The sequence below is a fragment of the Singulisphaera rosea genome (assembly GCF_054877945.1).
In genome coordinates this window covers 107150-128439 of record NZ_JBTYIP020000004.1, presented here as the reverse complement: position 1 = coordinate 128439, position 21290 = coordinate 107150, and the positions used below count along the sequence as shown (strand labels likewise).

General features: G+C 65.6%; 12 protein-coding genes. 8 read left to right on the top strand and 4 right to left on the bottom strand.

Features of this window, described 5'->3' with window-relative positions; genetic code table 11:
* Positions 1-15: 15 nt before the first annotated feature.
* The 7 genes from ACYOEI_RS09645 (at position 16) to ACYOEI_RS09615 (ending at position 11925) form a co-directional block, all read left to right on the top strand.
* On the top strand, positions 16-1494 hold the full coding sequence (locus ACYOEI_RS09645) for a DUF1501 domain-containing protein (protein WP_462849217.1): 1479 nt from the start codon (positions 16-18) through the stop codon (positions 1492-1494).
* A complete protein-coding gene (locus tag ACYOEI_RS09640; RefSeq protein WP_462849216.1) occupies positions 1491-2936 on the top strand; it encodes an MFS transporter in 1446 nt (481 codons plus the stop codon). Before ACYOEI_RS09645 ends, ACYOEI_RS09640 begins: the two co-directional genes overlap by 4 nt.
* Complete coding sequence (locus ACYOEI_RS09635) at positions 2933-4390, top strand: neutral/alkaline non-lysosomal ceramidase N-terminal domain-containing protein (protein WP_462849215.1); 1458 nt, start codon at positions 2933-2935, stop codon at positions 4388-4390. Before ACYOEI_RS09640 ends, ACYOEI_RS09635 begins: the two co-directional genes overlap by 4 nt.
* Positions 4391-4406: 16 nt before the next feature.
* Positions 4407-5855, top strand: coding sequence for an aspartate aminotransferase family protein (locus tag ACYOEI_RS09630; protein WP_462849214.1), 1449 nt, complete (start codon positions 4407-4409; stop codon positions 5853-5855).
* A 203-nt stretch (positions 5856-6058) separates the two neighbouring features.
* Positions 6059-7237 (top strand): galactonate dehydratase, encoded by a 1179-nt coding sequence (gene dgoD / locus ACYOEI_RS09625; protein ID WP_462849213.1) that lies wholly within the window; start codon positions 6059-6061, stop codon positions 7235-7237.
* A gap of 86 nt (positions 7238-7323) precedes the next feature.
* Positions 7324-10452: a DUF1553 domain-containing protein gene (locus ACYOEI_RS09620; RefSeq protein WP_462849212.1), complete on the top strand. Its 3129-nt coding sequence runs from the start codon at positions 7324-7326 to the stop codon at positions 10450-10452.
* 3 nt (positions 10453-10455) lie between these two features.
* A complete protein-coding gene (locus tag ACYOEI_RS09615) occupies positions 10456-11925 on the top strand; it encodes a DUF1501 domain-containing protein (protein ID WP_462849211.1) in 1470 nt (489 codons plus the stop codon).
* A gap of 137 nt (positions 11926-12062) precedes the next feature.
* Here ACYOEI_RS09615 and ACYOEI_RS09610 read toward each other — a convergent pair whose 3' ends face one another.
* The 4 genes from ACYOEI_RS09610 to ACYOEI_RS09595 form a co-directional block, all read right to left on the bottom strand.
* Entirely contained in the window at positions 12063-12692 is a 630-nt protein-coding gene (locus tag ACYOEI_RS09610) for a hypothetical protein (protein ID WP_462849210.1), read from the bottom strand.
* A 567-nt stretch (positions 12693-13259) separates the two neighbouring features.
* The gene (locus ACYOEI_RS09605; protein ID WP_462849209.1) at positions 13260-14777 is read right to left on the bottom strand and encodes a DUF1501 domain-containing protein; all 1518 of its coding nucleotides are present in this window, start codon (positions 14775-14777) and stop codon (positions 13260-13262) included.
* A gap of 45 nt (positions 14778-14822) precedes the next feature.
* Positions 14823-17900, bottom strand: coding sequence for a PSD1 and planctomycete cytochrome C domain-containing protein (locus tag ACYOEI_RS09600; RefSeq protein ID WP_462849208.1), 3078 nt, complete (start codon positions 17898-17900; stop codon positions 14823-14825).
* Between the two features lie 251 nt (positions 17901-18151).
* A complete protein-coding gene (locus ACYOEI_RS09595; RefSeq protein ID WP_462849207.1) occupies positions 18152-19372 on the bottom strand; it encodes an acyltransferase family protein in 1221 nt (406 codons plus the stop codon).
* A gap of 486 nt (positions 19373-19858) precedes the next feature.
* On the opposite strand from ACYOEI_RS09595, the gene ACYOEI_RS09590 reads away from it, so the two are divergent.
* Positions 19859-21193 carry a DNA-directed RNA polymerase subunit alpha C-terminal domain-containing protein gene (locus tag ACYOEI_RS09590; protein WP_462849206.1) on the top strand — a complete coding sequence of 445 codons (1335 nt, stop codon included), beginning with the start codon at positions 19859-19861 and terminating at the stop codon, positions 21191-21193.
* The last annotated feature ends 97 nt before the right edge of the window (positions 21194-21290 follow it).

Here is a 21290-nt window from a genome sequence, read left to right as displayed (position 1 = left end):
CGGGAGGACTCGATCATGAACCGGAGACAGACCGATCCCACTCGACGTGCCATGCCTCGACGCGCCTTCCTAGCCGACGTCGGCATGGGGTTCACCGGGTTGGCGCTGGGGGCGATGCTCCACCGCGACGGCATCGCCAAGGCCGGAGAATGGGCCCCGCCGGACGGCCTTCCCCACTTCGCGCCGAAGGCCAAGAACGTCATCTGGCTCTTCATGATCGGCGGCACGAGCCACATGGAGAGCTTCGACCCCAAGCCGGAGCTCAACAAGTACGCGGGGAAGACGATCGCCGAGACCCCCTACAAGGCGACGCTCGACTCCCCCTTCGTCAAGAAGAACCTTCGCGAAGTCGTGCCGGGGATCGTCTCCATCCAACCGACGATCTTCCCGATGCAGGTCGGCTCCTCGAAGCGGGGGCAGTCCGGGATCGAGGTCTCCGACTGGTGGCCCAACTTCGGCGACTGCGTCGACGACATCTCGTTCGTCCGCTCGATGTGGACGACCGACAACAACCACGGCGCCCAGCTCCAGTTCCACACCGGCCGGCATGCCCTCGAGGGGGTCTTCCCGACACTCGGCTCGTGGGTCCACTACGGGCTCGGCTCGCTCAACGACGAGCTCCCCAGCTTCGTCGTTTTGGGAAGCCCCCTGGCCGACTGCTGCGGGGGCGTGAAGGGCCACGGGGGCCACTACCTCGGCCCCGAGCACGACGGCGTCCGGCTCGAGGTCAACCCGGCGAACCCGCTCCCGTTCGCGAGGCCGGAGAAGTCGGTCTACCTCGAGGAACAGGCGGGAGAATTCGAACTCCTGAGAGAGTTGAACGGGCTCTCGTCGGCTCGGTATCCCGACGACTCCGCCCTGCGGGCCCGGATCAAGTCGTATGAGCTGGCCTTTCGGATGCAGATGTCCGTCCCCGAGGTTGTGCGGCTCTCCAGCGAGTCGACCGGGACCCGGACTCTCTATGGGCTCGACCACGACCAGACCCGTCCGTTCGGCGAGTCGTGCCTGGCGGCCCGGCGTCTGGTCGAGCGGGGCGTCCGGTTCGTCCAGATCTTCCACGGCTCGAACGGAGGGGCAGGGGCCTGGGATGCCCACAGCAATCTGAAGAACAGCCACGCTGCACTTTGCGGCCAGGTCGACCGGCCGATCGCCGGGCTCCTCAAGGACCTCAAGCAACGCGGGCTTCTCGACGAGACCCTCGTGGTCTGGGCCACCGAGTTCGGCCGGACGCCGGGGGCCCAGTCGAGCGACGGCCGCGACCATCATCCGTACGGGTTCTCGATTTGGATGGCCGGCGGCGGTATCAAGGGAGGGGTGGTCCACGGCAAGACCGACGAGCTGGGATTCCACGCCGTCGAAGACCGCCACTACGTCACCGACGTCCACGCCACGGTCCTTCGCCAGCTCGGCCTCGACTCGAGACGGCTCGAAGTCCCCGGCCAGAAGCGGCTCGACATCGACCATGGCAAGCCCATTCTCGAGATTATCGCATGATTGAAGAGGAATTCGAGAATCGATCCGGCGTCCCTCGTCTGGGAGGTGAAGGCGATGAGGGCCTCGGCCGATTGTCGCTCCCCTCGACGGGCGAGGCGACGATCGCCCTGCCGAGCCCGAGTCGCTACTTCGCCGGGACTCTTGGAGCGGGGGACGAACAGCCCTCGCATGTCCGCCAGATCGTCCTGGGGTGGCTCTGCGTGGCGACGGCGATCGCCTATGTCGACCGAGGCTGCATCAGCGTTGCGGAGAAATTGATCCGCGACGACCTTCGGCTCTCCGCTTCGCAGATGGGCCTGGCGATGAGCGCCTTCTTCCTGACGTACGCGATCTTCCAGGTCCCTGCGGCTTGGGTGGATCGGACCTATGGCTCGAGGCGGGCCCTGGTCGCGTTCGCGTTCGCCTGGTCGCTCGCGACGACCCTGTGCGGCCTCGCGATGGGATTCGCCCTACTGGTCCTCGCGAGGCTCGCGATGGGGGCGGCGGAGGCGGGGGCGCTCCCCTCGGCAACGGCCACGCTTGGCCGATGGTTCCCGGCCGCGAAACGGGGGATGGCGAGCGGAGTCCTCACGAGCTTCATGGGGGTCGGAGGTGCGATCGGGGCGGCCCTCTCCGGGGTCATCCTCGAGGTCGCCTCGTGGCGTTGGATGTTCGCGCTCTACACGATCCCCGGCCTGGTCTGGGCGGCCGGCTTCGCCCGCTGGTTCCGGGATCGACCCGAGCAGCATCCCGCCGTCAATCGGGCCGAGCTTGCCCTCATTCACGCCGGGAGAGGGCCGGAGCGGGAGCTTTCGCACACGCTTCGACCTTTGGCTCAGTTGCTTACGGACCGCGCCCTGATCGGACTCTCGCTCCAGCAGTGCTTCCGGGCGGCCGGGGTGATGTTCTACCTGAGCTGGTTCCCGACCTATCTCCGCGAGACGAGAGGGGTCGTGATGTGGGAGTCGGGGGTACTCGCGAGCCTGCCCCACTGGGCGATGATGTCCGGCTGCTTCGTCGGCGGCTGGCTCTCCGATCTCGTCCTGGCCCGAACCGGAAGCCTCCGGCTCGCCCGACAAGGGGTCTCTGCGGTGAGCCTGGCCTTGGCGACCGGCTGCATCGTCCTTGCTCAGCCGGTCTCGAACGCCTGGCTCGCCGTCCTGGTCCTCAGCCTCGGGGCGTTCGCCGCGGCGATGGCCGGTCCGGCAGCGTATGCCCTCACGATCGACCTGGGCAAAGACGACACGGCCCGGTTCTTCGGGATCATGAACTCGGCCGGGACGGTCGGCGCGATCCTCTTCCCCCTCGTCGTGCCCGAGATCGTCAAGTCGACCGGCTCGTGGGAGGCCGTCCTCTTCCTGTTTGCCGGCATCCACATCCTCGCGTGCGTGAGCTGGCTCATCTTCAACGCCGACTCCCCGGCGACCGCCGAAGCCGAAACGGAGGCGCCGGGCTTGTCATGACTCGATTCGTCGACTTCCCCCAGAGTCTTTGCCACGTCGGACTCTCCCGAGGCGACGTCACTCCGCCGGTCGGGATCTACCACCGGATGTGGGGGGCGGCCCCCCATGACCGTTCCACGGGGGTTCATCGTCCGCTCACCGCGACGGTCCTCGTGTTCGGACCCGAGGACGCGTCTTCGGAGGAACAGACGCTCATCGCTGTCGATCATTGCCTCCTTTTCGGCAAAGAGAGTGCTCGGCTGTTGGTCGCGATCGCCGAACGGGCGGCGGTCGATCCCGACCGGCTCCTCATCGCGTTCTCTCACACCCATGCCGCGGGCTTGATGGACAAGACTCGCGCCGATCGGCCCGGCGGAGAATTGATCGGGCCGTACCTCGAGGATCTGGCCGAGCGGCTGAGCTCGCTCATCCTCGAGGCCCGTTCCCGCTGGCAGCCGGCGACGCTCGGGTACGGACTCGGGCGCTGCGGCCTCGCCGCCCACCGCGACTTCCTCGACGAGGATGACGGGCGGATCGTCGTCGGCTTCAACCCCGACGGCGATGCGGACGACACCGTCCTGGTCGTCCGGATCACGGGAAGCGACGGCTCGCCCGTCGCCACCTTGGTGAATTACGCCTGCCATCCGACAACCCTCGCCTGGGGGAACTCGCTCATCAGTCCGGACTACCCCGGCGCGATGCGGGAAGTCGTCGAGCGTGAGACGGGTGTCCCCTGCCTGTTCCTCCAGGGGGCCTCGGGGGACCTCGGCCCTCGCGACGGCTTCGTCGGTGATCCGGCGGTGGCCGACCGGAACGGCCGGCAGCTCGGATACGCGGTGCTGTCCGCCCTGGAGTCGCTCCCGCCGCCCCTCACGAGATTCGAGTACGCGGGCATCGTCGAATCCGGGACCGCGATCGGGACCTGGCGGCATGGCGCGGTCGACGAGGCCAGGTTGAAGGCCCTGGAAACCTGGCGACGGGAGCACGCCACCGTCGACCTCCCGTATCGGTCGGGACTCCCGAATGCGCAGGAGGTCCGCCGCGAACGCGCCGGATGGCAGGCGGAGGAGCGGGACGCCCTCGAACGCGGAGATGTCGCGCGGGCCGCCGACTGCCGTGCGTTTATCGAGCGGGCGGACCGGCTCCTGGTCCGGCTCGACCTCCCGCCGGGGCCGGCCTACCCGTTCGCCATTCGGCTCTGGCAGGCCGGCGACGTGGTCTGGCTGGCCGTGGAGTCGGAGCACTATCAGTATCTCCAGCGCGAGCTGCGCCGGCGCTACCCGTCGACCCTGATCGTCGTGATCACGCTGGTCAATGGCAGCGGCCCGGTCTACCTCCCGACCGCGTCGACCTATGGGCGCGGGATCTATCAAGAACGGGTCGCCATCCTGGAGGCCGGCTGCCTCGAGGCGCTGACCGACGCAGCATCGGAACGGATCGGGGTGTGGCTCCGCTCCGAGTCCAGGCCTGCCTAACTCGTCGAGGACTCTCATGGACCGTCCGATATCGAAGGCTCTCTTCGAACGAAACCGACGAGTCATCCCGGGCGGGATGGTCTCCTTGAATCGCCGGGTCGAGCCGGAGATCGCCTTCGTCCGAGGGCAGGGGGCCCACGTCTGGGACGCGGACGGGAACCGCTACATCGACTACCACGGCGGTTTCGCCCCGTTCCTCCTCGGCCACTCCGCGCCCCAGGTCGAGGATGCGGTGCGGAAGGCGATGGTCGAAGGCTGGACCCTGATGGGCTCGGGGACCACCCCCTGGGAAGGGCGGTTGGCCGAGCTCCTCTGCGAGTGCGTGCCCACCCTCGACAAGGTCCAGGTCACCACGACCGGCTCAGAGGCCACCTACCACGCGCTCCGGCTCTCCCGGGCGTTCACGGGCCGCGACCACGTCGTGGTGATGCAAGGCGGGTACAACGGTTGGCACGACGAGGTCGCCTGCAACGTCATGACGCCATTGGAACGGCTCGGGCCGCGGACCGTTTCGGGCGAGAACCCCTTCGTCCCGCTCTCGGCCGGGATGCCTTCGCACGTCGCCTCGCATGTTCACGTCGTCGAGTTCAACGACCTCGAGGCCGTCCGCCGGGCGTTCGAGGCGTATCCCGTCGCCTGCTTGATCACCGAGCCGATCCTCCAGAATATCGGCGTGGTGATGCCGCGTCCGGGGTTCCTCAAAGGCCTACGGGAGCTCTGCGACCGGCACGGGGTCGTGCTCGTTTTCGATGAGGTCAAGACGGGCTTCCGCCACGACCCGGGCGGCTACCAGGCGATCGCCGGGGTCCGGCCCGACCTTTCCACCTTCGGCAAGGCGATCGCCAACGGGTATCCGATCGGCGCGATCGGCGGGAGGGCCGAGATCATGGACCTTTTCGACCATCCCGACGCCGACCGTCGCGTGATGATCGCCGGGACGTTCAACGGTCACCCCGTCCCCGTGGCCGCGGCGATCGCGACGATGGAGACGCTCCTCAGGGAACGGTCGACGCTCTATCCTCGCCTCGAGCGCCTCGGGGCCCGGATGCAGGCCGGTCTCGAACGAATCTTCGATCGACTCGGGATCTCGGCGGTCGTTGCGCGACAGGGTTCCGCCTTCTGCGCCTACTTCATGGACCACCTGCCCCAGGACTGGCGCGACCTCGCCAAGCATCACGACATGGCCCTCGACGCCCGCTACCGTCGCGCGTTGATCGACCGCGGCGTCTACCACTTCCCGCTCCCCACCAAGCAGGGGAGCCTCTCGGCCGCCCACACCGAAGGAGACGTCGACTTGACGTTGGAGTTGACCGAAGAGATTCTCCGGGCAGATCCGATTGCGTCCGTCGCGAGGTCCGCACGCCCATTCGGCGTCTCCGAGGCTGATCTCGAGGAGGTCACGCTTGCGGTTGGTTCCACCAGCCCGGGACTGGGCGTCGGCGGGCGCGAGTCTGACCTGAAGTGAGCTGGAATCGAGAGATCGCTCTTCCCGGTTTCGCGGGAAGTTCTGATGGGGAGGTCGGGACATTTCGAGAGTATGATAACTCGACGGTCGGACGATCCCCGGATCCGTCGCGGGGGTTGGCGTCCGACGCTTTCGATTCCCGTGAGTCCGACCCGCTCGAGACTGGTGTTGGCCTTGCCTCCGGATTCCAGAGGGAACCCCCCGTGAAAATTGTGAAGGTCGAGACCCTCGTCTGCAACGCCCGGATGAGGAACTGGGTATTCGTGAAAGTCATCACGGACCAGCCCGGGCTCTACGGTTGGGGGGAAGCGACGCTCGAGTGGCACACCCGCGCCGTCGTCGGCGCGATCGAAGACCTTGCGGAGCTCGTGGTGGGGGAGGATCCCACCCGGGTCGAGTATCTCTGGCAGATGATGTACCGCCAGCACTTCTGGCATGGCAACGGGATCGTCCGCGGGACCGCGATTAGCGGGATCGACATCGCCTTGTGGGATATCATGGGCAAGGTCCACGGGGTCCCTTGCCACAAGCTCTTCGGCGGGCCGGTCCGCGACTACATCCGCCTCTACAGCCACCTCGGCGGGGGCAAGATGGAGAGCTTCTACGAGACGAAGCCCGAGGACGCCTCGCGATTCGCCGACCTCGCCTGGCGGGCGGTCGCCGACGGCTTCACGGCCTTCAAGGCGATGGCGGTCCCCGAGACGATGCCGCTCGAGGGCCTGAGGCCGCTCCATTATGCGGAGGCGTGCGTCAAGGCGATGCGGGACGCCGTGGGCGACGACATCGACATCATGGTCGATTGCCACGCCCGGCCGTCTCCTCGCATGGGGCTCCGATTCGCCAAGGCGCTCGAACCCTACGGCCTCTTCTTCTTCGAGGAGCCGTGCTGGCCGGAGACCATCCAGGACATCGCCCTGATCCAGCGTTCGGTCTCGACGCCGATCGCCACGGGGGAGCGGCTCGTCTCGCAGCACGCCTTCCGCGACCTGCTCGAGCAGCGGGCGTGCAGCGTCCTTCAGCCCGACATCACCCACTGTGGCGGCCTTTCCGAAGCCAGGCGGGTCGCCGCGATGGCCGAGGCGTACCGCGTCGCGCTCGCCCCCCACAACCCCCAGGGGCCGGTCAGCACCGCCGCCTCGCTCGAGTTCGGGTTCGCCACCCCCTCGTACATCATTTGCGAGACGGTCCACGAGGACGTCCCTTGGCGACAAGAGGTCGTCCGCGAGGGCTTCACCGTCGAGAAACTAGGGCGAATCGTCCGGCCGAGCCAGTTGCCCGGCCTCGGGATCGAGATCGACGAGGATGTCGTCGCCAAGCACCCGTTCCAGCAAGAACTGCCGCAGCGCTCATTCTATCCCGACGGGAGTGTCGGCGATTGGTGATCGTCTCGGATGAGTGATCGTTCAAGTCGATCGTCTTGGATTCGTCGGCGAGGTGCGTCTCGGGGAAACCGGTCGGGAGGCGTCGCATGGGAATCCGGTTCGCCTGGCCTTTCGGGGCCCTGTTGATCTCGAGCCTCGGGTGGGCCCCGGCGTTCGCGGACGAGCCCGTTGGGTTCAACAAGGACGTCCGGCCGATCCTGTCCGACGCCTGCTACCACTGCCACGGTCCCGACAAGGCCCAGCGCAAGGGGGGGCTCCGCCTCGACCTCGAGGCCGAGGCCCGGAAAGCAATCTCCGCCGGCAACCTCGACGAGAGCGAGGTCCTCCGAAGGATCACGTCCGAGGATCCCGACGAACGGATGCCTCCCCCCGACTCGGGTCGCTCCCTCACGTCCGGCCAGGTTGAGACGATCCGACGTTGGATCCGCCAAGGATCACCTTGGGAGGCCCATTGGTCGCTCGTCCCGCCGAGGCCTCGGACGCCTCCCGACTCGCCTGGCGGCTGGGCCAGGAACGCGATCGACGCCTTCATCCTGGCAAAGCTCCAAAAGGAAGGGCTTACCCCTTCGCCCGAGGCTGACGAGGTCACGCTTCTCCGCAGGGCGACGCTCGACCTGACCGGCCTGCCGCCGAGCCTCGAGGATGTCGATGCCTTCCTCGCAGACCACTCGCCCCGGGCCTACGAGAAAGCCGTGGATCGACTGCTCGCCTCACCCCGGTTCGGCGAGCGGATGGCCGTACGATGGCTCGACGCGGCCCGGTATGCCGACACCAGCGGCTACCAGACCGACGGTGAACGCTCGATGTGGCGCTGGCGCGACTGGGTCATCGACGCCTACAACCACAACATGCCGTTCGATCGGTTCACCGTCGAACAACTCGCGGGCGACCTCCTGCCGAACGCCACGCGCGACCAGGTGATTGCCACCGGCTTCAACCGCAACCACCGGGGGAATTCCGAAGGGGGGATCATCCCCGAGGAATACGCCGTCGAATACGTCGTCGACCGAGTCGAGACCACCGCCACGGTCTGGCTCGGGCTCACCGCCGGCTGTGCCCGTTGCCACGATCACAAGTACGACCCGATCACCCAGCGCGAGTTCTACAGCCTCTACGCCTTCTTCAACAACATCCCCGAGCGGGGAAGGGCGATCAAGATCGGCAACTCGCCCCCTTATATCAAGGCCCCAACCCTGCGACAACAAAAAGAGCTCGACAATCTCGATCAGCAGCTCGCAACGATCGAACGTGATGATCGGAAGCTCGAGTCGTTCGTCGCTCAGTCGCAGACCGAGTGGGAGCGTTCCGTTGCCTCTGGCCCGCCCATTCGCTGGGGGGCCGAGCGAGGGTTGTTAGGGCACTACCCGCTCGACGACCGTTTCGAGGATACCGGCCCCTCCGGGACGTCCGCCAAACCGTCCGGCAAGGCACCTGGCTTTACCGAAGGTGCAATCGGTCGCGCCGCGACGTTCGACGGCTCGGGATTTGTCGAGGCTGGCGACACCGGCGATTTCGGGTTCTTCGACAAGTTCTCGATCGGGACCTGGATTCGTCCCGACGGTCCGGTCGGTGGTGGGATCGTCTCGAGGATGACCGACGGCTCGATCCCGGAAGGGTATATCGTCTCGCTCGAGGAAAAGACGATTCGGATCGGACTGTTCAAACGACCGCTCGACGACGCCATTTGGTTGGAGTCTCGCCGACGTCTCGAGCCAGGCGACTGGCACCACGTGCTCTTCACTTACGATGGATCGAGAATCGCCGGCGGTGTCCATCTCTTCATCGATGGAGTCGATGAACCCCTGAGCGTCGTTCTCGACGACCTCAATCAGTCGTTCCAGACGAAGGCCCCGTTGCGGATCGGGGTCGGCGGGGGAGGGACGCAGAAGCCTTTCTTCGGCGCGATCGACGACGTCCGGATCTATAACGTCGTGCTCGACCAGGACGAGATCGAATCTCTGGCGGTCCGTGAGCCCATTAACGCCATCGCCGCCATCCCTCAAGCGGCCAGGTCGAGTGCTCAGGCGAGAGTGCTGCGGCTCTACTACCTCGAGCACGATGCCCCCAGCCTCGCTCGTAGCTGCCGCAAGATATGGCTCACGTTGAGGAAGAGTCGGCAGGCGCTCTGGGATGAAGTCTCCACGACGATGGTCATGCAGGAGTTGCCGACCCCTCGGCCGACATACGTGCTCGCAAGGGGTCAGTACGACAAGCCGGGCGAGCGCGTCGGGCCGTCGATCCCCGCCTCGCTCCCTCACCTTCCTGCTTCGACGAAGCCCGACCGACTGGCCCTCGCCCGTTGGGTCGTCGACCCGTCCCACCCGTTGACCTCCCGTGTGGCCGTCAACCGAGCCTGGCAAATGCTTTTCGGCACTGGTCTCGTCAAGACGGCCGACGACTTCGGCTCGCAAGGAGGATGGCCGAGCCATCCGGATCTGCTCGACTGGCTCGCCCGTGAGTTCATCCGAGACGGCTGGGATATGAAGTCCATTTTGAGGCTGATGCTCACGAGTGCGACCTATCGCCAGTCCTCAAAGGTGACAACCGAATCCTGGCACAAGGATCCTGAGAATCGCCTGCTCGCCCGAGGGCCGCGCTTCCGCCTCTCGGCCGAGGCGATCCGCGATCAGGCCTTGGCGGCCAGCGGGCTCCTCGTCGAAGAGGTCGGCGGACCTTCCGTGAAGCCGTATCAACCCGAGGGGCTCTGGAGCGAGCTGGCGGAGGCCCGTTACGACCGCGACAACGGCCCGTCGCTCTATCGACGGAGCCTGTACACCTTCTGGAAGCGGACGATCGCCCCTCCGTCGATGATGACGTTCGACGCGTCCGGACGCGAGACCTGCTCGGTCCGAGAGTCCCGCACGAACACACCGTTGCAGGCTCTGAATTTGATGAACGACGTGACGTATGTCGAGGCGTCTCGCGTCCTGGCCGAACGCGTGATCGCCGAAGGGGGCGCAGGGCCTCGAGAACGACTCACTCATGCCTTCCGACTGGTGACCGCCCGCACCCCGGCCTCGGACGAGCTCGAGATCCTCGCAGGAGGGCTCGAGGAGCATCTGGCCTACTATCGCACTCACCTCGAGGCGGCCGAGAAGCTCGCCGGGGCCGGCGAAGCCCCGCGCCGACCGAACCTCGACGTGGCCGAGGTCGCGGCCTACACGACCGTCGCCGGACTGCTCCTTAACCTCGACGAGACGATCACCAAGGAGTGACGAATGGACCCGTTCGAAGAGCTCCGGATCCTCGAAAATCGCCGACGGTTCTTCGGCCGGGCGGGCCTCGGCGCCATCGCCCTGGCGACCCTCACGGGCCAGGTCCCCGGCCTGGCGAGCGAACCCGAGAAAGCGCAGGGCGGGTCGAGCGACGGGGGCCTGCCGGGGCTCCCGCATTTCGCCCCCAAGGCCAAGCGGGTGATCTACCTGTTCCAGTCGGGGGCCCCCTCGCAAATCGATCTCTTCGACGACAAGCCGAAGCTCGAGCAATACCGGGGCACCGAGCTGCCGGACTCGATCCGGAACGGCCAGCGCCTGACCGGGATGACCTCGATGCAGTCGAGCTTCCCCGTCGCCCCCAGCCGCTTCCGGTTCGCCAGGCACGGCGAGTCGGGCACCGAGCTCAGCGAGCTCCTGCCGCATATGGCCAAAGTCGCGGACGAGCTCTGCATCATCCGGTCGATGTACACCGAGGCGATCAACCACGACCCGGCCATCACCTTCTTCCAGACCGGTGCCGCACTCGCCGGCCGACCGAGCATCGGCTCCTGGCTTGCCTACGGCCTCGGCAGCGAGAACCACGACCTCCCCGCCTTCGTTGCGATGATCTCGAAGGGGACCGGCAACCCCGAAGACCAGCCGCTCTACGACCGGCTCTGGGGCAGCGGCTTCCTGCCGTCGAAGTATCAGGGTGTGAAGTTTCGTTCGGTTGGAGATCCGGTCCTCTACCTCTCGAATCCGGAAGGCCTCCCTTCCTCGACTCGCCGGCGCATGCTCGACGACCTGGCCCGGCTCAACGCCCGCAAGCTCGAAGAGTCCGGCGACCCCGAGGTCTCGACCCGGATCGCGCAATACGAGATGGCCGCCCGGATGCAGACCTCGGTGCCGGAGCTGATCAACGTCTCCGACGAACCCGCGCACATTTTCGACCTCTACGGCCCCGATTCACGCCGGCCCGGGACCTTCGCCGCCAACTGCCTACTGGCCCGCCGCATGGCAGAGCGCGGCGTCCGCTTCATCCAGCTCTTCCACCGGGGTTGGGATCAGCACGTGAAGCTCCCCACGCGGATCGTCGGACAGTGCCGCGACACCGACCAGCCGTCGGCGGCCCTCCTGATCGACCTCAAGCGTCGCGGCCTCCTGGACGACACCCTCGTCGTCTGGGGCGGCGAGTTCGGCCGAACCGTCTATTGCCAAGGGGATCTGACGGTCGACGACTACGGCCGCGACCACCACCCGCGCTGCTTCTCCCTCTGGCTCGCCGGCGGCGGCATCCGCCCCGGCTACACCCACGGCGCGACCGACGACTTCTCGTACAACATCACCAAAGACCCGGTCCACGTCCACGACCTCCACGCCACGATCCTCCACCTCCTCGGCATCGACCACACCCGCCTCACCTACGCCTTCCAGGGCCGCCGCCACCGCCTGACCGACGTTCATGGCAAGGTCGTCCGACCACTTCTCGCTTGAGAAACATCCGCACAAATCCGAAGAGTTCATGTCATTATGTATTGACATAAGATGAGATTGAGAATCGTTCGTGGCCCAATGCATGGCATCGAGCCACGGCGTCGGCGAATCTCAGGATCAGACATGGACGATCGAATTCATGGGCGGTAGAAACGCGCGGTGGTAGAGAATGTGCGTTGCCCCTGCCCGTTGTAGTAGACCATCCATCGCACGCCGTTACTGTCAGGGTCCGCGAAGTTCAAGTTGCTGTCTCCGAACAAGAAGAACCTCGTGTCATTGACTGGTGCCCCAATCGTCGTTTGGTATAAATAGCCCGTGATCCCCGTCGTGGGATCGGTAAATTTTCCCACGTAACTGAGCGCCGCATGGTAGAAGTCCACACTCCGACGATTGTCCGGAAATGGCAGCTGTGCACTTAGCATGAACATGCCTTCGGCAGTTGATGATGTGATCTGAAACGACCCGAACTGATGGATATAACCATAGGCGGGCGTGGAGACCGACTCGACGATGCTTCGCGTAACGGTGACGGTCTTTCCCTGCTCGGTTTTGACCTCCGCTGGTGCCACCAACGCGCCCGCTTCTTTGACGAAAGGCGGGGCGTTTCTATCGACTGAGTTCAAGTCCAAATTGCCAGGAACGATACCAGCCGGCCTGCCGGGCGTCAGGGCGTTTTGCGGAACTTCATCCGGCAATTGGGCCATCGCGGTAATCGCCACGACCGTGATTGCTGCGAATCCTAAAATCGCGAAATACTTACGCTTCATGATCTCGCTCCACTCGAAATAAAAAAAGACATGCGGATGCCGATCACGCGAAGGCACGTCCGCGGGAGCAGATCGTATTTCCGGGCGACTCAGGAATCAAGGATAATCCCATGTCGTCTTTGACCGCCACAGTGGGCGAATGGGTCGGCCACGTTCGTAGGTCATTCAGTCGAGAAAATGCCTCCGGCAAGCAGAAGAACCTCCGGCAGACGACTGGCTGAGATGCCTGAATCATCCGTCAGAACCGCCGCTTTCCTCAGCTTATCCGTGTCCCTCTTTTTGAGGTATTTCTCCCCCAACGGAGTGCGGCCATTCCGCAAACGAAAACTCTGTCATTCCAACAGACGACCCATGCCGATCAGCTGGATCAGGGCGAGACGATTGATGATCGACGCCGAGACACCATGACCGAGATGGAACTCGAAGAGTTGGGGAGAATCATGGCGCGGTAATCGTCCTGAGCCTCGTAGCTGGAGATAGCGAAGGCAAAAGGAATCAGTCGGTTGTGGGCTCGCTCCTGTGAAGTCGACTCATGAGCTTTCTTCTTGCGGCTAGGATCAATGTGCCTCATGCCAGCAGGGCCTGGTGGAGCTTGGCCTTGCCCTCGACCCCGATGAGACGCTGCTCCAGGCCCTGGTAGGAGTAGGTGAGTTTCCAGGGATCGAGGCCGAGGAGGTGGAGGATCGTGGCCTGGAGGTCGCGTACGTCCATCGGGTTTTCGGTGATGTAGTAGCCGATCTCGTCGGTCTGGCCGTAGGTCTGGCCCCCTTTGATGCCGCCGCCGGCGAGCATCATGGTGAAGGCATAAGGGTGGTGGTCGCGGCCGATGTAGGGCTGGTTGGGTGCGTTGTTCTGCTGCATGGGGGTGCGGCCGAACTCGCCGCCCCAGACGATCAGGGTGGAGTCGAGGAGCCCGCGCTGTTTCAGGTCGGTGACGAGCGCGGTGATGGCGCGGTCGATCTGCTGGACCTTGATGGGGAGGATGTAGGGGATGTGCTCGCCGGGGCTGACGCCGTGGTGGTCCCAGCCCCAGTCATAAAGCTGGACGAACCGGACGCCCGACTCGACGAGGCGGCGGGCGAGGAGGCAGTTGTTGGCGAAGGCGGCGTCGTTCCCCTTGTAGGCGACGCGGGGGTCGGCGGCCGAGTCGGAGTCGGGGACGAAGCCGGGGCGGGCTCCGTACATCTCGAGGATGTGCTTGGGCTCTCGGGAGATGTCCATGACCTCCGGGGCGGCGATCTGCATCCGGTAGGCCAGCTCGTACTGGGCGATCCGGGTGACGGTCTCGGGGTCGCCGATCGACTCGGCCTGCCAGTCGTTCAGGGTCTTGAGCGTGTCGAGGATCTCGCGACGGCCCTGGCGATCCATGCCGGCGGGATTGGAGAGGAAGAGGACGGGGTCTCCCGGCGATCGGCACTGGACGCCCTGATAGACCGAGGGGAGATACCCGCTCCCCCACACGCTCTTGCCGGCGTCGGGGGTCTTGCCGCCGCTCGTCAGGACGACGAAGCCGGGGAGATCCTGGCTCTCCGAGCCGAGCCCGTAGGTCGCCCAGGAGCCGAGCGAGGCCCCACCGAACTGCGAAGTCCCCGAGTGGAGGTAGAGCTGCGCGGGGGCGTGGTTGAACTGGTCGGTGTTCAACGACTTCACGACGGCGAACTCGTCGATGACGCGCGGGAGGTGGGTCCAGACCTCGCTCAACTCGACGCCGGCCTGGCCGTGCCTCGAAAACGAGAACGGGCTGCCGAGCATGTTGGGGACGCCCTGGATGAACGCGAACCGCTTCCCCTTGAGCAGCTCCTGCGGGCAAGCTTTCCCGTTGAACTTCCGCAAGGCCGGCTTGTCGTCGAAGAGGTCGAGCTGACTGGGCGAGCCTGCCATGTGCAGATAGATGACGTTCTTCGCTTTCGCCGGTAGTCGAGGGGGGCGAGGGGCGAGCGGGTGGTCCGGGTCGGGGCCTTCTTCGGAACTGGAGCCTTCGCGTTGGAGCAGGCTCGTCAGCGCGATCGCACCAAGGCCGACCCCGCAATGGCCGAAGAAGTGGCGCCTCGTGACTGCCTTGAGGTATTCGTTGCCGAGTTCCACGATCTGTGCTCCCAAGCGTTGGCTTCGCGTGCAGGCGACCCGAGTTCAGCCCCTGGTGAGGAACTCATCAAGGTTCAGGATGGCGTTGCAGACCGAGGTGAGTGCGGCGAGCTCGGCGACGTCCCAACCCTCGGGCAGGGGGCCGAGCGGGTCGGTGGCCAGGGCCCGGGCGGCCTCGAGGTCGGTGCGGTAGAACGCGAGGCGATGGTCGTAGAGCGACGCGAGCGCCTCAATCTCCCTCGACTCCGCGGGGCGGCTCAACGCCCGCCTGAGGGCCAGGGACACGCGATCCCGGGACGTTGCGCCGGCTTCCCGGACCGTCCGGCGTGCCAGGGCCTGCGCCCCTTCGATGTAGGCCGAGTCGTTCAGGGTCACGAGTGCCTGGAGCGGAGTGTTCGTATTCAGCCGACGGATCGAGCAGAACTCTCGGCTCGGCGCGTCGAAGGCGGTCATGGCCGGGTACGGCGAAGTCCGCTTCACGAAGGTATAAAGCCCTCGACGGTATCGGTCGTCGCCCGTGCTGGTCTTCCAGGTATCGAGGTTGTACGTGCTCCGCCAGATCCCCTCGGGCTGGGGGGGCATGACCGACGGCCCGAACATCTTCGGGCTGAGCAGGCCCGAGACGGCCAAAGTCGCGTCGCGGATCATCTCGGCCTCGAGACGGAAGCGAGGGCCACGCGCGAGGAGTCGGTTGAACCGATCCTTCGACGCGAGCTCGTGCGAGACCTTCGAGGACTGGCGGTACGTCGCCGACATCACGATCCGCTTGCAAAGATGTTTGAACGACCACCCAGTGCGCTGGAAGTCGAGCGCGAGCCAGTCGAGCAGCTCGGGGTGGCTCGGTGGCTGGCCTTGCGACCCGAAGTCCTCCTGGGTCTCGACGAGCCCTCGGCCGAAGAAGTGGGCCCAGTGCCGGTTGACGGCCACACGCGCCGTCAGCGGATTGCCCGGAGCCAACAGCCAACGAGCCAGCGCCAGACGATCGGCCGAAGTCCCCTTGGGCAAGGGGGGGAACGACGAGGGGGTGGCCGCATCGACCTTCTCGCCGGGGTCGAGGAAGTTCCCACGGCGATGGACCTTCGTCTCTCTCCTCTGGCCCTCGGAGAGCTCCTTCATGACGGGCGTGCGGACCGCGTTGAGGATCGCGTCGACCTCGCCGCGGAGTCTGGCGATCTCTTCCCTGGCCGGCTTCGTCTCGGGGGCCGTGTCCGCATAATGCCGTACGAGCTGCTCACGCTCGTTGGTCGATCGGGTCGCCGAGGGCTTGGTGAGGATGCTCTCGATCGGGGCGGGGAGGGTTTTTCGAAGCGGAGCATCGATGGCGTCCGAGGCGGAGATCCGGAATCGGCCGATGCTGAACCCTGGGTAGGAGAACTCGAATTGGTGATCGAGGCGGACCACCAACTCGCCACCCTCGGGGATCGTCGCCGCCTCGGGGAGCCGGAAGACTGCCTGGTGGGGCTCACGCTGTCGAGGGGAAACCGCCCAGCCTAGTTTCTTGGGATTGGTATTCTTCAGCGTGGCCGAGACCGGGTAATTGTCCTGCGCGAAGTCGGCGTCGGCCGAGGCGAGAACCCATGGGACCGTACTTCCGTCCTTCTTCCGGATCGAGAGGTCGATCCCCGAGAGGACAAAGTTCCCGTCGTTCGGAGAGCGGCCGACGCCCTTCTGCGGGAGCGACGGATCGGGGATCGCCTCCAGGCGGATGGAGCCGACGCGGTGGGGGACGTTCGCGAAGGTCAAGGTGTAGGTCTCGCGAGCTGGTCCCTTGCCTTCCACAAGGATCGAGTCGTCGGGGAGGAGCTTCATCCTCGAGTCGCTTGCCGCGTCCATCCGGGCCGGCTTGAGGATCGCCCAGGCGATGTTGGGCCCGAGCTCGCTCTCCCAACGCTCGACGGCGGCAAGTCGCTCAGGAGTCGGGGCGTGGAGCTGGCCTTCGAGCCGGGTCATCTCGGCGCGAATCCTGGCGATCCGACCTTGCTGCTCGAGGTTCGGGAAGGAGGTCACGGGGCGGTCGTCAGGCTTGTCGCTGTCCTCGGTCTGGTTGAAGAAGGCGTAGAACTGGTAGTACTCCTTGTGCGAGATCGGATCGTATTTGTGGCTGTGGCACTTGGCACAGCCGATCGTGAGGCCCATCCAGATCTGCATGGTGGAGTCGACGCGGTCCTTGACGGCGGCGATGCGGAACTCCTCGTCGTCCGTCCCACCTTCGTCGTTGTTCAGGGTGTTTCGGTGGAAGGCGGTCGCGAGCTGCTGTTCGGCGGTCGAGCCCGGCAGGAGGTCGCCGGCCAGTTGGTCGATCGTGAACCGGTCGTAAGGCATGTCGGCGTTGAAGGCCTCGATGACCCAGTCGCGATAACGCCAGCCCGTTCGCTTCTGATCCTTCTCATAGCCTTTCGTGTCGGCGTAGCGTGCGAGGTCGAGCCAGACTCGGGCCCAACGCTCACCGTAGGCCGGGGATTGCAAGAGCCGGTCGACGAGCGACTCATAAGCGTCCGGTGCGCGGTCGGCGACGAAGGCCTCGACCACGTCCGGCTCGGGGGGCAAGCCGGTCAGGTCGAAGCTGACCCGACGGGCGAGGGTATACCGGTCCGCCTCGGGGGAGGGGGCGAGGTTCTCTGCGGCGAGTCGTGCTCGAATGAACACGTCGATGGGATTTATGGTTCCCGTCGAGGAGATCGTGGGAAGGGGTCTCATTTCGGGCTTTTCGAAGGCCCAGTGCGACTCCCACGTCGCGCCCTCCTGGACCCAGCGCCTGAGCAATTCGACCTGCTCGGCGGGGAGCCGCTTCGACTCGTCCCCCGGCGGCATGCGCTCTTCGGGATCGTTCGAGGTGATGCGGCGGATCGCCTCGCTCTCCTCGAGGGACTTCGGCACGAAGGGTCGGTTGCCGTCGTGCTCGCCGAGGGCGCCGTCCTTGAGATCGAGGCGGAGCTTGGCCTTGCGCTGGCCCTCGTCCGGGCCGTGGCAGGCGAAGCAGTTTCGGGAGAGGATCGGCCGGATGTCGCGGACGAAGTTCACAGGCTTGGTACGGTCTTTGAGGGACTGGGCGGCGAGCGAGGCCGGGCCGAAGGCGGTCAGGACGACGACGAGGCGGAGCGATTGCTGTCGGAAGAGACTCATCGAAGGCGACTCCCGTCGTTGTCCTAAACGCTCCATGACCACGAGGCTCGATCCCGCTCGTAGTGAATTGGGCGTTCGATCGACCTGTGCACAGCCTCACGATGTGAGGACGCGTCAATCCCTGCTCATTCCCGCGGGGCAGGTGTGCCCCGCGTCTCTTGCGGACTTCGCAAATGGCCGGTAGTCGGGCACTCGCGCCCCGCATCTGTGGGCCAAACATCTGCGAAATGCCGGGCGATCTTCGTCCTCGTTCAGATCCGCAGGAAAATCTTCCGCCGATACATCCAGAGCAGGATCAGCCAGAGGACTAGCAGCACGGCGGCGCCGTGGAGGAGCGGCTCGAGGTCGGGCCCGAGGACCTTGAAGACGTCCGACCCGAAGTGGACCGTGAGGGTCCTGGCGATGAAACGTTCAATCAACCCGCTCATGCAGTAGGCGGCGATCGAGTTCATCCCGACAACCATGAGCGGGAACGCCCAGGCCCGCAGCTTCAACAGATCGACGACCGAGTAGAAGAAGGCGAGGAAGAGGAAGCACCAACCGCCGCTGAAGAGGACCCAACTTGGGGTCCAGATCCGCTTGACGATGGGGCAGACCCCGAAGGCGTCGAGGGCCCAGCCGGACGCCAGTCCGATCACGCCCGCGGCCACGAGCCAGGCGACCTTGGGCCAGGCCCGGCGGTCGCTCGCCAAGACCCCTCCGGCGAGGAGCCCGAGGATCATCGTGCCGAGGGTGGGGATGAAGCTCAAGGTCGAATAGCCGCCGCCGTTGTAGGAGAACGGCGACTCGCGCGGGAACAGGTTCATGATCCAGCGGTCGGCGGCCCAGGCCGCGTTGCTGTTCTTGTCCCAGTGGGCGGCGAAGCCCTTGAGGTGGTGGGGCCACTCGGCGGGGACACCGACCTTGGTGTAGTCGAAGTTCGGCCCCGGTAGGGGATAGGCGGCGAAGGCGGCCCAGTATCCCACGACGATCAGCACGAGCGCAATCCATTGGTCGCGTCTCGGCCTCAGTCCGAGTGCGAACAAAAAGACATACCCGAGGCCGATCTGGGAAAGCGTATCCTCGAACGTAAAGTACGTCTGGCGGCGTCCGACGGAGCGTAATCCCACGCCGAGGAAGATGAGGATGAGGGCACGCCAAGCGGCGTGCGCGACCATCTTGAGTTGCGACTGCCCTCGAGCCCGACGGCTGGCGAGCGAGAAGGGGAGGGCGACCCCGACCAGGAATGAAAACGAGGGTTGGATCAGGTCGTGGAGCGTGCAACCGACCCACTCGACGTGTTCCTGGTGATGGCAGAGGAGCTTCCACACCGGGCTCTCGGGCCGCGTCGCGGCCACGGCGCAGAAGCTGAGGACCTCTCCCATCATGAGGAACATCACCAGGCCACGATAGGCGTCGATCGACCCGAGTCGTGTCGGGGGCGAAGGCGGGGGCAGGGGTGGGGGCGGTGGCGGTTGTTCGGGTAGGTTCATTGGGAGTCGCTACCGGTATTCGGGGCCGCAAGGGGGAGACCATCCGAAAGGGATTCTCGGACGATCATACGAGACCCGAATCGGTTACGCATCACTCGACCGGTACATCGGTGCGACGCATGGAAGCGAGGCACGGATCCACGATCCCGGAGCATTGCAGCTCGGTTCACCAAAGGAGGCAATCCGGCCGTGACGACACGGGACGGGTCTGGGCCGCGGAGAATTGGGTGGCGTCGGAAGGAGCTGATCGATCGTGCGGAGAGGACGTGCAGGGGTCCGGGTCGGGGCTCCCGCGTCGCTGCGTCGATCGATACCCCTTGCAAAAGACGCGCCGATGGTTAGGATAGCTGGTTTGGCTCTCGGATGCCGCCGTATTTCGGTTGGGATGCGGCGCTCTGATGCGCCTGCCGGGGATACCTGGCGGGTGGAGGTTCGCGCCCTGGATATCGACATCGGGAGCGCCCGAGGCGAGGGAGAGAGGGACGGATGGCCGAGTTGATGACCACCGATGTGCGGACGCTTTTAGATCGCCAACCGTTCGACCAATCGGCCGTGGCCGATCTGCGCGAGGTCCTCGGCCGCGACCCCTCGCGTTATCGCACGCTGCGAGACGCGGTCGCCGCGATGCGAGACCGCGAGAAGGCGGCGATGACGCCCGACATCTACCTGCGGCTCGGCGTCGGCGAGGTGCTGCTCGGCAGGTTCACGAGCGGCCTCGAATTACTGGCGAAGGCCGGGGCAAATGGGCTGGCCCACTTCCATCGAGGGATCGCCCTTCAGAACCTCCAACGTTGGAAGGAAGCGGCTGAGGCGTATTCCGAGTCCGCGACGGCGGGATACGACTCGAAGCAGGCGGACCTGCACCGCGCCGGGGCACTCCGCAGGGCAGGGCACGTCGACCAGGCGCAGGAGATCCTCGCGGGCCTCGAGAAGCTCTCGGGCAGCTCCGCCGAATATCATTATCAGCGCGGGAGCTTGCTGGCGGCCGACGGCGAGCTGGCTCTGGCGGCGGTCGAGTTCGAGAAGACCCTGAACTTCGACCGCGAGCACACCGGGGCCCTCTTCGAACTCGCCTACATCAATGATCTCTACGGCAACGACGAGACGGCGGTCGAGTACTACAAGCGCTGCACCCAGCGCCCGCCCGTCCCCCTGGCCGCGCTGATCAATCTCGGGATCCTCTATGAGGACGAGATGCGGTTCCGGGACGCGGAGACCTGCTACAAGCAGGTCCTCTCCTTCGACCCGAACCACCCGCGCGCCCGGCTGTTCTTCAAGGACTGCCGCGCGAGCAAGGACATGTACTACGACGAGGAGGCCGAGCGCGGGTTCACCGTGCTCCGCCAACTCCTCGAGATCCCCGTCACCGACTTCGAACTCTCGGTCCGCAGCCGAAACTGCCTGCGGAAGATGAACATCCGGACGCTGGGCGACCTCACCCGCACCACCGAGGCCGCGCTGCTGGCGAGCAAGAACTTCGGCGAGACGTCGCTCTCCGAGATCAAGGAGATGATGACCTCGAAGGGGCTCCGGCTCGGCATGGCGCTCGAAGGGGGCGAGCGGGCGGCCAACGACCTCCGCTCCGACCCGATCGAGGAGCTCTCGCAGGAAGAGAAGGCGCTGCTTGCCAAGTCGATTAGCGACCTGAACCTCTCGGTCCGGGCTCGGAAGTGCATGACGAAGCTCGGCATCCAGACCGTGGGCGAGCTCATCGTCCACACCGGTGACGAGCTGATGGAATGCAAGAACTTCGGCGTGACCTCGCTGAACGAGGTCCGCGAGAAGCTGGCCGAGTTCAACCTCAAGCTCAAGAACGAGTAAGCCGCCGCCGTTGTCGCGCCCCGTTCGATTCCAAACGCTGAAGGTCGACCCCGCCTCGTCCGCGAGGCGGGGTCGGCTTTTCACGCCGCATGGGACG

What these genes read in the sequence shown, in the direction of transcription:
- ACYOEI_RS09615 (WP_462849211.1), top strand. Translation starts at nt 10,456, where the DNA reads ATGGACCCGTTCGAAGAGCTCCGGATCCTCGAAAATCGCCGACGGTTC.
- ACYOEI_RS09600 (WP_462849208.1), bottom strand. Translation starts at nt 17,900, where the DNA reads ATGAGTCTCTTCCGACAGCAATCGCTCCGCCTCGTCGTCGTCCTGACC.
- ACYOEI_RS09620 (WP_462849212.1), top strand. Translation starts at nt 7,324, where the DNA reads ATGGGAATCCGGTTCGCCTGGCCTTTCGGGGCCCTGTTGATCTCGAGC.
- ACYOEI_RS09595 (WP_462849207.1), bottom strand. Translation starts at nt 19,372, where the DNA reads ATGAACCTACCCGAACAACCGCCACCGCCCCCACCCCTGCCCCCGCCT.
- ACYOEI_RS09640 (WP_462849216.1), top strand. Translation starts at nt 1,491, where the DNA reads ATGATTGAAGAGGAATTCGAGAATCGATCCGGCGTCCCTCGTCTGGGA.
- ACYOEI_RS09645 (WP_462849217.1), top strand. Translation starts at nt 16, where the DNA reads ATGAACCGGAGACAGACCGATCCCACTCGACGTGCCATGCCTCGACGC.
- ACYOEI_RS09630 (WP_462849214.1), top strand. Translation starts at nt 4,407, where the DNA reads ATGGACCGTCCGATATCGAAGGCTCTCTTCGAACGAAACCGACGAGTC.
- ACYOEI_RS09610 (WP_462849210.1), bottom strand. Translation starts at nt 12,692, where the DNA reads ATGAAGCGTAAGTATTTCGCGATTTTAGGATTCGCAGCAATCACGGTC.
- ACYOEI_RS09635 (WP_462849215.1), top strand. Translation starts at nt 2,933, where the DNA reads ATGACTCGATTCGTCGACTTCCCCCAGAGTCTTTGCCACGTCGGACTC.
- ACYOEI_RS09590 (WP_462849206.1), top strand. Translation starts at nt 19,859, where the DNA reads ATGGCCGAGTTGATGACCACCGATGTGCGGACGCTTTTAGATCGCCAA.